At 66.0% G+C, this 12,271-nt stretch carries 8 protein-coding genes and 1 pseudogene; 8 read left to right on the top strand and 1 reads right to left on the bottom strand.

Annotated elements, in window-relative coordinates:
- Positions 1 to 45: 45 nt before the first annotated feature.
- Positions 46 to 351 (bottom strand): hypothetical protein, encoded by a 306-nt coding sequence (locus ACIPTO_RS29125; RefSeq protein ID WP_401196989.1) that lies wholly within the window; start codon positions 349 to 351, stop codon positions 46 to 48.
- Positions 352 to 449: 98 nt separating this feature from the next.
- Between ACIPTO_RS29125 and ACIPTO_RS29120 the strand changes: the two genes are divergently transcribed.
- The 8 genes and pseudogenes from ACIPTO_RS29120 (at position 450) to ACIPTO_RS29085 (ending at position 11,916) form a co-directional block, all read left to right on the top strand.
- On the top strand, positions 450 to 788 hold the full coding sequence (locus ACIPTO_RS29120) for an NADAR domain-containing protein (protein WP_401196986.1): 339 nt from the start codon (positions 450 to 452) through the stop codon (positions 786 to 788).
- A 922-nt stretch (positions 789 to 1,710) separates the two neighbouring features.
- Entirely contained in the window at positions 1,711 to 2,220 is a 510-nt protein-coding gene (locus ACIPTO_RS29115; RefSeq protein WP_401196984.1) for a hypothetical protein, read from the top strand.
- A 106-nt stretch (positions 2,221 to 2,326) separates the two neighbouring features.
- Positions 2,327 to 3,982 (top strand): S1 family peptidase, encoded by a 1,656-nt coding sequence (locus ACIPTO_RS29110; RefSeq protein WP_401196982.1) that lies wholly within the window; start codon positions 2,327 to 2,329, stop codon positions 3,980 to 3,982.
- 468 nt (positions 3,983 to 4,450) lie between these two features.
- A complete protein-coding gene (locus tag ACIPTO_RS29105; protein WP_401196981.1) occupies positions 4,451 to 7,900 on the top strand; it encodes an ALF repeat-containing protein in 3,450 nt (1,149 codons plus the stop codon).
- Positions 7,901 to 7,932: 32 nt separating this feature from the next.
- Entirely contained in the window at positions 7,933 to 8,244 is a 312-nt protein-coding gene (locus ACIPTO_RS29100) for a hypothetical protein (protein WP_401196979.1), read from the top strand.
- Between the two features lie 349 nt (positions 8,245 to 8,593).
- On the top strand, positions 8,594 to 9,343 hold the full coding sequence (locus ACIPTO_RS29095; RefSeq protein WP_401196976.1) for a transposase family protein: 750 nt from the start codon (positions 8,594 to 8,596) through the stop codon (positions 9,341 to 9,343).
- 1,054 nt (positions 9,344 to 10,397) lie between these two features.
- Entirely contained in the window at positions 10,398 to 11,060 is a 663-nt protein-coding gene (locus ACIPTO_RS29090; protein ID WP_401196974.1) for a hypothetical protein, read from the top strand.
- Between the two features lie 85 nt (positions 11,061 to 11,145).
- Positions 11,146 to 11,916: pseudogene (locus tag ACIPTO_RS29085) on the top strand (transposase family protein).
- The last annotated feature ends 355 nt before the right edge of the window (positions 11,917 to 12,271 follow it).

Raw genomic sequence — 12,271 nt, 5'->3', positions numbered from 1 at the left:
CGTGGTCAGCCTGTGCCGCCCTCGCCTGCCGCGACGTCAACCCCACTAGCGTCGCTCGTACCGCCAGATCCCTTGGCAATGCGGTACGCGAAAAAACGACATGACCGCGGGCAGGACACCCAGTTGGTCATGGGCGACGCCCGGAACCGTGTCGAGCTGCGCGCCGACGCCGGCTTCGCGCCGGTACTCGTACAGCGCGCGCACATACTCGGTCCGGTTCGTCCCCGTGGCCGGGGCAGGGCGTTGGCCTGCGGACGCAAGGCCGTCGGTTGCGGTGTCGAGTTCACCGACGATCATCTGCGCCGGCAGCCGACGCATGGCGGACGGGCTGGCCGCGGTGCCCTCGAACAACTTCTTTGTGTCCGCCGTCCCCTGCCACCAGGACCGCGTCGGGTCGAGGAGGGTGACACGGCCGGGGGCACCGACAGACAAGGACGCCAGACGGTCCGGTGGAGGTGAGCGGTCCCGCCGGACGACCGAGAGAGCCACCCGCATCCCCGCGGACGGACAGGTGGCATTGCACGCACACGACCGAAGCACCCCGCCGCGAGGGCTGGGAACATGCGCGAACCGCCGTCATGCCCCGCCTGCTGAACGCCAAATACCACCAGCACCCGGAACTGGCTGAGACCCTGCTGGCGACGGACGACGCCACCGTCATCCACGACGACATGAACTCAGCCTTCTGGGGCGACAACGCCGGCCAAGGACGCAACTGGTCCGGACGCATCCTCAAACTCGTCCGCTCCGAACTGCAAGCACAACGAGCAGGGATTCTCGGGGTGTGAGGCCGCCGGGTATGCGACTGTCCTGTCTCATTGGATCACGTCATAGAGACGCCCTATGAGCTGGGCATTGACGGGTCAGGCTGAGCTTGCCCCTTTATGGTCTGAGCCTGTGAGCCGGACCTGACGCCCAGAAATCCCAGGGCTGATGGACTACGACGGGCGGCCGGGCTCGGCAGGCTTCTCCCACGGCCGCCGCAAGTCGGCGGCGGCCTGGCGCAGAAGACGGATCTGGGTGTACGGGGCGTGATAGGCCAGGTTCATCGCTCGCCTTCGCCCTGAATTGCATGGCCACCACCGGTCAGTTGCGACAGGTGCTACGGCTGGTCGGCTCCCGCCATTTGGTCTCCCTCTGAACAAGCTGCGCTCCACCGGCTTCGTCGGCCTCACCCCACTGCCGGACTCGGACCGGTCGCGTACGCACGCCTGCGGCTTCCCCCAGAGGAACCTCGAATGACCCATATTCCCCCCGTTTTGCGGGATGTCCGCCCTACACCGTCACCTCGACACGCGGTGCGTCGTTGAAGAAGCCCCACACCCTCACCGTCGCGCGCACCCATCTGCCGTTTGCGGCAGATTCCCTTCGGTTGGGACACGAACATGACCAGCGAGACTGGGGGCGGGCCGGTGCTTGGGGTTGCCGATGTGGAGCTTCCCGCTCTTGAAACGGCCGTCGGCGCCCACAACAGGGCTGCGCTCACCCACGGAGTGAGCGACGTCCGATTCATGAAAGTAAATCCGAAGTAAAGACCTTGGCGGGTCAGAGGCGTGTCGTGGCGTACACAACGACATCACCCGAGGTCAACCCCCGCCTTGCATATGAGAGTTGACGGGCGGGAGGCTTTGCCTGTGCGTTGCATATGTTTTACTTAAGTGAATCTTGTGGGTAGGTTTCGGGGTCTCACCTCATCCCCCGAAGGACGACATGGCGATACCCCGTGCCCGAAAGGCACTTCTTGTTGGCGTTGTTGGAGCGATCGCAGCATCGGTCGGTATCGGCACACTGGCGGTGGCTCAGGCGTCCCCGCAGGCCGACGGGGTCACGGCAGCCGCCACCCTGATGCCGTCAGCGGTGGAGGACTTCGCCTACCCCAACGCAGCGAAGATCCTGCAGGATCAGCAGATTGCCCTGAAGCGCGGCGACGGCCACATCACGCTGCTGACCGATTGCACCGCCGGGTACGACATCAAGGTCAAGTCCCGCGCAGGTCAGAAGGACTACTGCTTCGACGTCAACGGCAACAAGGGCTACCTCACACTTGAGTTGCCCGACTCCTTCGGCATCTGGACCGAGGACCACCCCGTGCAGGCCACGGTCACGGCGGACGGCAAAGAGACCGTCGTCGACGCACCGAAGAACGACTACACGCCCTACGGCGAAGCCGGCGACACCGGCCTGCGGTCCGTCTTGGTCGAACTGCGCGTCACCAGCTGACACTTCCCCCTCCGGCACCGGTGATCGGTGCCCCGGGCAGCGCAGGACCCCCTTCTTCAGCGGCGAGCTCCGTCTTGCCGCGATCCATGATGTGCAAGGAATCAAAATGTCTGGCAAGCGTTCACGCGCCGCGTGGGCCGCAGCGTTGATCACCGCGACGGTCTCGGCCGCCGGAACCTTCACCGGCACCACCGCGCAGGCCCTGGACGGTGACACCGCAGCGACCGGAGCGTCGAGCTTCACCGCGAAGATCGACGTCGGCGATGGTGTACGGGCCTGCTCGGGCACACTCATCAACAACCAGTGGATGCTCACCGCATCAAGCTGCTTCGCCGACAACCCGGCGCAGGCCACCTCTCTTCCGGCAGGCGCACCAAAACTGAAGTCGACAGCGACGATCGGCCGAACCGACCTCACCACCGCCACCGGTGAGGTCCGCGACATCACCCAGCTGATACCGCGGACCGACCGCGACCTGGTCCTGGCGAAGCTCTCCGCCCCGGTCTACGGCCTCTCCTTCCTGCACCCCGCCACCAGCGCGCCGGTCGCGGGCGAAGCACTCAAGGGCGCCGGGTACGGACGGACCAAGGACACCTGGGTCCCTGACGCCCTGCATTCGGCCGCCTTCACCAGCACGGCTGTTGAAGCTACGGCCCTGGGCATCGACGGGACTCCCGTCTGCAAGGGCGATACCGGCGCCCCCGTCTTCCGCGAGAAGGACGGCCGACCCGAGCTGGCCGCGATCGCCACCAATTCCTGGCAGGGCGGCTGCCTGGGGACCGACCCTGCAGAGACCAGGACCGCTGCGCAAGCCAGCCGGGTCGACGACATCAGGTCCTGGATCACCCAGAACACCGCCTCCACGCTGAGCATCTGGAACACCCAGATGCTCGCCAAGACCAGCACCGGTCTCTACCACGGCATGCGGAACAGCAACGGCGACTGGACGAGCTTCGCCGATGTGCAGAAGGTCGCCGGGACGGTGAAGGATGTCGCCTACGCGGCCGACGCGGCGATCAAGGGCAAGAACTACATCTTCGCCGTCGGCGGTGACGGCCACGTGTACGAGGCCAACCGGCGCGCCACCGGCGGCTGGGAAGCTTTCCGCGACCTGACCGGTGAGCTCGGCGCCAAGGCCGGGTTCACCAAGGTCGCCGTCACCTCCACAGGACCCGGACTGGCGCTGATCGGCATCGCCGGCGGCAAGGTCTACCACGCCACCCAGGACGCGGACGAGAAGTGGTCCAAGTGGGGCGACGTCACCAACCTGCTCGGCGCACTCGACGACATCACCCAGGTCACCACCGGACAGACCACCGGCGGAGACACCCAGATCGGCGTCATCTCCGGCACCAAGGCCTACCACGCCATCCGCCACTCCGACGGCACCTGGTCCAAGTGGGGCCACATCAACCAGGCCGCCACCAACATCGGCCCGGTCAACGGCATGGCCTTCGCCGGCATCGGCGGCGACCTCCAAGTCGTCCTCACCAACAGCACCGGCGGCGTCAAACACGGCATCCGCGCAGCAGACGGCACCTGGAGCGCCTTCGCCAGCCTCAACAGCAAGCTCGGCACCGACACCATGATCAGCGTCGACGCGGCCGCGGTGGCCGGAGAATTCCAGACCGCCGTCGTCACCCCCAACGGCAGGATCAAGCACACCCTGCGTCACGCCAACGGCAAGTGGGACGCCACCGAACAGGTCATCGGCTCCCCCGGAACTCCCGAGAGCATCGCACTGACCGGCAGCGCCGGCTAAGGCTGTCAGGCTGATGGCGCCGGACGGCATGCCCGGCGCCATCAACCCGTTCCCCGTGCCCACGCTGGCGTTGCGAGAAGCATCGCGGCCCCTTCGCCTGCAGGAACTTGCCGTCCCCGCTCGCCACCAGAGAGCGGGTCTGTGTAGCGCGGCTGCGTACCTGTCGCTGCAGCTACTCCGTCCAGCGAGTGCGGTCCGCCGACGCGGCCGTCCACCCCGTCGTCCTCCGTGAATGCCTTCGCCTCGGTTCTGCACGCCCAAAAGGCAGTCAGAAATCGGCGAATTAAAGGGCGTTCAGCATTAATGAATCACAAAGGACTAATTTACGTGAAACCACCAAGGGTGACACATGCCCTCGGCGCCTCCAGAGGCTTTCGCATGCGGCTGTCTGTGCCACGCGGAGCCTGCTCCGCATTCCTTCCCGCCGCGCTCATAGCCGGTCTGCTGGGTGCCACTCCCGCATCGGCTGTGACCCTCGACGAGGACGGCGTGCCTGTGCTCTCGGAGCGGGAGCAGGCGGTGGACCTGTGGACTTATGGCGGCGCGGGTATCAAGGAGGCGGCGGAGAGCGCGCTTCTGGGCACCGACCAGGATGTCACGGCCTTTCTCGCCGCCAAGGACAGCATCCAGTACGACGACGATTACGTCACCACCAGCCGGGTTATCAACGCTGGCGGTCCCGCCGTACGGGACGCAGCCAAGAAGGCACTGCAAGGCACCCCGGAGGATCTGCACACCTTCCTGAAGGAAGGCTGGAAAGCCCCGCTGGCGGAAGACCAGCAGGTCGAGGTCTCGCGGATCATCAACTACGGCGGCAACGGAGTCAAGGACGCGGGCAAGGCAGCCCTTGCCGGTACTCCCATCGATGTCGAGAAATTCCTCACCACCGGTCAGTACGAGGAACGGGCGACGGACAACGAGGTCCTCGTCTCGCAGCTCATCAACGCCGGTGGCACAAATGTGAAGGCGGCCGGAAAGCTCGCGCTCAAGGGCACTGCCGACGACATCGTGGAGTTCCTCGAAGTGGGCCAGTTCACGGCCCGTGACCGAGACCAGGAATCCGCGACGATCGCCCAGCTCACCGACCAGGCCGCCAAGGCCGGCCTGCAGGCGGAACAGGCGACCAAGGCCGCGGAAGACGCTTCGGCAAAGGCGATCGCAGCATCCGAACAGGCCAAGAAAGCAGCCCAGAAGGCCGCGAAGGAGGCGACAGCAGCCAAGAACGACTCCAAGAAGGCGGCTCTCAAGGCCACGCAGGCCGCCGATGCGGCCAGGGCCGCGGCCGCCGCCGCCCAGACCGCCATCAACGCGGCCAACGCTGCCAACCGTTCAGCGCGCATCGCTGCTCTCGCCGCAGCGCAGACCGCGAGCGCGGCAGCACGCGCGGCGGATGCCGCCGACTCGGCGTACAACTCCGCCATCGCCGCGAGCAAGGACAAGACCAAGGCCGAAGACGCCAAGAACCAGGCGAAGAACGCCCGGGCCGCCGCAGACCTGGCCAAGAAGGCAGGACATGCGGCCGAGCAAGCGGGCAAGGCCTCCCTCGCCGCGGCCGACGCCGCCAAGGCATCCAAGAGCGCCGGCAGCAACGCCAACGCGGCCGCCGCCGCAGCGGATGACGCCAACAGCGCGGCCGAGGCCGCCGGGATCCACTCGGGCGAGGCCAAGGCCGCCGCCGCCGAAACCCGTCGCCACGCCGCCGAAGCCAACCGCGCCGCGGATGCCGCGGAGTCCCTGGCCCGCCGCTCTGCCACTGCCGCCTACGAGGCACGCGATGCGGCCAACTCGGCTGCCGGACACGCGGTGAAGGCCGCCGACGCCGCCGACGAGGCAGCCCTCCATGCGGGTGAGGCGGCCAACGCCGCCGCCAATGCCACCAAGTTCGCCGCCGCGGCCAAAGACGCGGCCGACACGGCCAGCTCTGCCGCCGCGACCGCGCACACGGTCTTCGCTCTCGCCCGCGAGAGCGAAGCGGAGGATCTCAAGACGCGCACCAACGCCGCCATCGAGCAGGCCAAGACCAACGCGGCCGCAGCCGACGGGTACACCTCGGCCACGGCGAGCGCTGCGATGGAGTCCCGGGGACTGGACGACAGTGCCCGCACCCTTGCTGCCGACCTGGCCAAACCCGGTGCCGATGCAAAGGACCTGGCAGCCAAGGGCCGAGACCTCGCCCTGCGCGCGCTGAAGACACGCGGCCCCTGGCAACAGGAGGCCGCCGCCCGGGCTCTGTCCGGCACCGACCAGGACGTACTCGAATACCTGCGCACCGGATGGAACACCGCCCAGCAGGAAGAGGTCCGCGACGCAGTCGTCCAGCTCAGCACCCAAAGCCCGTACATGGGCGTGCGCGCAGCCGCGCTCCAGGCTCTTGAGGGCACGGGCCAGCAGATCAGCGACTTCTACGCCACCGGTCAGTACGAGGTGGCCAAGGACGACCTTGCGGTCGTCGTCTCTCAGATCAACAACACCGGTGGGCCTGGCGTCAAGGACGCCTCAAAGACCGCCCTCGCCGACGGAAGCGGCAGAGCACTCGCCGCATTCATCAACAGCGGCCAGTACGGGCCTCTCAACTCCGATGCCCAGGTGGCCGCTTCGAAGCTGGTCAACTCCGGCGGGGCGGAAGTGCAGTCCGCCGCGAAAATCGCGCTCGCCGGACCGGCGGACGAACTGCGCGACTTCATCCGGGTCGGCAAGTACATGGCCGACCGCAAGGATCAGCTCGCCGCAACCCACATCGCTCAGGTCCAGGGGCTGATCAGCCAGACCGACGCCACAGCAGCCAAAGCCCAGCAGAACCGCTGGCTCGCAGCCAAGGCCGCAGCCGAAGCCAACCAGGCCTCCGCCGAAGCCCAGACAGCGGCAACCGCAGCCAAGAAGTCCGCAGACCAAGCGACCGGCTACGCCAACGACGCCAAGGCATCCGCCAGCAAGGCACAGACCAGTGCCAACCAAGCCGCCGCATCCGCCACCACCGCCCGCAACGCAGCCACCGCCGCCGACCGCGATGCGGAAGCCGCTACCGACTCAGCAGCGCAGGCAGAGTTCTCCGCGCGCTATGCGTACGTGTCAGCTGCGGATGCCAACCAGTCTGCTGTCGAAGCGCACGCTTCCGCGCTAGCCGCAGGAAAGAACGCCGCCGAAGCGAAGGCCGACGCGGCTGCAGCCTGGAAAACCACCTACGACCTGCGTGTAAAGGAAGAGGCCGCCGCACGTAAGGCAGCCACCGATGCGCGAAAGCAGGCAGAGAAGCAAAAGCAGAAGCCGCGTTGCGTCCCTCGTATGAATCAAGAGATCAACGGACTACTTCCCTGTGTCATGGCAGGGGGAGTGGTTGAAGCAGCGCCCATCGACCCGATGATGACTGCTGCCGTCTGGGAGCTCTTCGGCCTCAACGACATCAAGGACTGCTACAACGAGCCCAAGCTCGGCAAATGCGCTGTAGCAGCCATGATGGTCCTGCCTATAGGTAAAATTCGCGCCCTTGAGAAGCTCGGGGTGGGCGTCGAAGGAATAATGGCAGCATCTCGTATCAAGAAGTACACGGGTGTAGTCGTCGACTCTAAGCTGCTGGATGAGATGTCTCAGAAGGGAATTAAATTCACTAGTGAAGACGTTATCGCCACCGCCCGAGCTTCGGATGGTCGAATCATATTCCTTGAAGTGGGAAATTCTAAAGCCGGCCTTCGCCATGTCATGAATCATGGAGATGAATTCGTACAGGCCGGGATAGCAGAGAATGAGATTCCCGCATTCGTCATCAAGGCCGCATCTGAAGGGAAGGTCGTAGGCTACCAGGGTAAGGGCACGGGACGGCCGATCTATGAGCTAGTCTACAAGGGCAAGACGCACAGAGTTGCGGTCACTACGGGTAACAATGGTTATATCGTGGGGGCAAACATGCGAGGTGCTTCATGAATGACTGGCCCGAGTTGCGCACTGTACGAGTCATGGCGGACTACGAGTGCCATCCCCTCTGGCTGAGCGGTCCACAAACAGGTGATATTGCGCCTGACGACCCGCGCCTTGGGCTATCGCCGAAATTGGCGAAGCTCTTGAGTGACTGGGCCGACGAGTACGACGAGACTCTCTGCGCGGACGACCCTATATCGTCTGGATTCTCGTCAAATGGAGCCGAGTTTGCCTTTTACCGGGCGGGCGAAGAGTTGGCCGTTCTGCTCGCTCAGGAGCTGGGCGGCAACTGGACGGTGACGTATCATGACGGACGGACTGGAGCCGACCAGATAATTACCGCTCCGTAGGCAACGAATTCCCAAAGTAGATTTCCTGCACCTCTCGACAAGGGCCCCTCCATCCCGCCGATGCGCGTGGGCTTCCTACTCGAAGCGACCAGAAACTCTACCGGGAATCTATACACGCACGGTGAGTGCCCAGATCAAACAGGACCTGGGCACTCACGCGCCGCGGACCAGGAAATGCCCGATCGAGCACGATCGGCCACGGAAACGCTGGGGCACCACCATGCGGCAATGAATGAGCTTCTTCGAGTTGGCCACCGAACAGGTGATGGTCCGCGAAGCGCAACGAGCGAGGCCCCCGGGCTGTTGATCGAGATGTCTGACGTCTCAATCACGTTGCTCGGGGGCCTCGTTGGTCATCCATCCTGCCGCACTCGACCTGCCACATGCACTCGTGGAGTGGGTCACCATGCTGATCGTCACCCGTGAAGGTGACCGCCGCTGCAAGCTCCGTCCGTCCCAGCGCGCGATGGTGGCACTGGTGTACCTGCGCGAGCACACCACCCTGGCAAAGATCGCCGCCGGGTTCGGGATCAGCGAGTCCACCGCGCACGCCTACACCAGCGCGGTCGTCGACCTGCTCGCCGAACGAGCACCCGGTCTGCTGAAGGTCCTGCGCGAGACCGAGGCGGACTTCGTCCTCCTGGACGGCACCCTCGCCGAGTGCGACCGGGTCGGCGACGGCCGGGCCGACTACTCCCACAAACACCGGCGCCACGGCGTGAACGTGCAGGTCGTCACCGACCCCGGCGGCCGGCTGCTGTGGCTTTCGCCCGCCCTGCCGGGCCGCACTCACGACCTGACCGCCGCCCGCACCCACCGGATCATCCGCATCTGCGAGCGCCAGGGCGTCCCCATCCTGGCCGATCTTGCCTACCTGGGCGGTGGCCCGTGGCTGACCACCGGCATCAAACGCAAGCCCCTGCGGGAACTCACCCTCACCGAGAAGACCCTCAACCGGGCACTGGCCTCTGTACGAGCGCCAGTCGAGCGAGCCATCTCCCGCTTGAAGTCCTGGCGCATCTTCCGCAGGTCCCGGTGCAGCCCGAATCGAATGACGTCAATCGCCAAGGCCATCCTCACGCTGGAGCGGCAACGCTGAAGAAGCTCAATAACGCCTCCTCCATCGCCGCGCTCACGCTGATCGCCAATAGCAGCCTCGCCAGTGCCGCCCTCGCGGTGCGTGACCCACTTGCCCAAGTCCTGAACGTCCTCGAACTCGGCCAGTTCGATGGGCCCGTGGCCCGCAAGCTCCCTTCCCTCGCCTGTCGGCCAGCCGCTCCGGCCTCACGAAGACTTCGAACCATCCGGGCCGAAAAGGGAGATCGTTCCAGAAATTCCCCTCGAACCGCTCCTGCGCGTACGGAACTTCGAGCGCCATACCCTCGGCCACCACACCCCGCCCGGGGTCCATGGGGTGTCGCACGCTGCGGGGCCACGCGTGAGGCGGCACCGGGCATAGGACTGCCAGCGCCTGAACAGTAACGTCGTGCACGCTCGTCCACTCGTCGGTGAGTTCGCGGTGCTGTGCCTCGGCGTCGCGCGCGAAGAACACTACGGCGCCGAGTTATCCGCAACTTGCGGCCGCCGAGAGCAGGCACTTGAGGAACATGCCGATCGGCAGTGGGTGAACCAGCACCGGTTCTCCTGTCGCCGCGCGGAAGCCGAACCGAGAACGGCCCCTGACCGACAGTGTGCAGCCCGGCACGTAGCGGTCGCAGCCTTACGGCCGATGCCATGTGCGGAACATGGAAACCACGGCCGAACTGCTCGTGGTCGCGGGGCTGAAGTTCAGCATCAGGGCCTCTCCACAGGCTTCAGGCAAGTGCATGCGGTGTGGGGGACTCGGCGATCGACGACAACGCCACTGCGGGGCACCCCTACTCGATGGGCTCGGGGGCGTGCCGAACGATCCGTCTCCGGCATCATCCGCCGGGCAGGCCGACCCTCGAGCACTTCTCATTGGACCGACTGCCATGGCGAGGGTCGGCGCGGCCCGCCCGACCCTCGCCGCAGACCTCTGCCAACCCGGGTGCGGTTCCTTCAAGTGACGGCCGCGATCATGTTGTGGGGTCGTAGTTCCGCTGGTGAGTGGGTCAGACGTCATGCTGGAAATCCATGGGCGGGGAACCGTGCTTCGTCGGGATACTGAGCCGGTGAGAGACGCCATGGCTGAGTACGAAGCGGCTACTGAACAGTTGATGCGAAGGGTCTACCTCGGCGTGCGCGAGGACAGCCTCGACCCACAGGACGTCGTCGCTCTCGCCTGCGAACTGCTCGGCTGGTTCCATCACACCGACGCCGTCCTGGAGGTCGTCGAGCGGAACCCGGCCGAGGTGCCGCAGGCGGAGATGACCGTCCTGGCCCGGCGCATCCTGGACGATATGGGCTTCGATCCCGGCTTCGACCTCGCCCCCGAACGTCTGGAGACGTTGCGCGTCGCACTGCGAGTCATAGCCCGCGACCTGCCCACGCGTGGGATCGAAGGCGAACCGGAGATCGAGATCCTGGAGGACGGGTTCCCTGTGGGAGCCGGTGTCCGTCTTGCCGACGGCGAACGGCTCAACTGGGACGGCCCCATCCTGCCGAACATGTGCGACGACCCAGCCATGGCGTTGACCAGCCTGGCGATCCTGATCCAGGAGAGCCTGCTCGAACGGACCTGGCAGGTCTGGCCGGTGTGCCCCGGGCATGACCTCGGTGTCCACGCCTCGGAGCGTGATCACGAGGTTGTGTGGTGGTGCGCGGGCGATGGCGGACACATGCTGGCGCCGGTCGGCGAACTCGTGCGCGCTCTCGACCGCCGTCGCCCCAAGTAGGCCGGCGGCGGAGTGCAGTTCGTTTCGAACGACCGCCATGACTAAAGGGTGTTGCACAAGACCGTGAACTGGGCATCTCCGTTGTATGGCTGGGGTGTTGAGGGCTGAGCAAGTGCGAGTGGAGACGTTCACCGGGCTGCGGATGGATTAGTTCGGCCGGCTGTTGCGGGCAGTCCGAGACCGTGGGGGCAACGGGACTTTGCGCGGTCGTGCATGGGGTCTTCCGCTGGCCGAGCGGGTCCTGGTGGCGGCCGTCTGCTACCGCACGAACCTGACCATGCGGCAGCTCGGGCCGCTGCTCGGCGTCTCGTCCTCGACCGTGTGCCGGGTCGTCCAGCGGCTTGGTCCGCTGCTGGCGCTGGAGCCGGCCTTTCGTCCGGCTGAGGCGCCCGACCGGTTGTGGATCGTGGACGGTACCCTGGTCGCGGTCCGCGAACGCCAGATGGCTGCCTCGTCCCGCAACTACCGGTTCTCGGCGAACGTGCAGGTCATCGTGGATGCTGACACACATCTGGTGATCGCCGCGGCCCGGCCGGTGGCAGGCACCACTGCGGACGCCCATGCCTGGCGTGCCTCCGGCCTGGCCGAGCACTGCCAGGACGTGACCGTGCTGGGCGACGGCGCCTACCTCAACTGTGGGATGGTCACCCAGCACCGCAAACGCGCCCACCGGGGCCTGCTGGCGGGCGAGGAAGAAGACAACGCAGCCCACCGCAAGGTCCGCGCGCGGGTGGAGCATGTGATCGACCGGATGAAGAACGACAAGATCCTCCGCGGCTGTCGGCAACGCGGCGACGGACTTCATCACGCAGTCCAGGCCGTCGCGCACATGCACAACCTCGCCCTCGCGTCATGACCAGAGGACTGCCTCCACGGGCCCTGACCTGCCCAAACACGGCCTTGTGCAACAACCTTTAAATGCTGTTGCCTTACAGGTCTGAGGGTTGGGGTCGTTTGATGCGGATGGCTCGAGTGCCGGTGTGGGTGGGCTGGGGCCAGGTATCGTGTTCGGCCCGTTTGAGCCGGTAGTTGGACATCATCGACGCCGAACTCCTCGACGTAGCCCCCTGATGCGGGACGAGGTGTCGTCCAGGTCTCCGCCGGACCCCGACCACACCGCACGCCCGGTCACCATGCCCGACCTGGCCGCCGCCAACCTGATCCTGTACGACGCCCACTACGGCTGGCGCGCCCCCACCCGACGCCAACCG

The sequence above is a fragment of the Streptomyces sp. NPDC090083 genome (assembly GCF_044747445.1).
In the GTDB taxonomy this organism is placed as follows: Bacteria; Actinomycetota; Actinomycetes; order Streptomycetales; family Streptomycetaceae; genus Streptomyces.
This window is presented reverse-complemented; position numbering and strand designations above follow the sequence as displayed.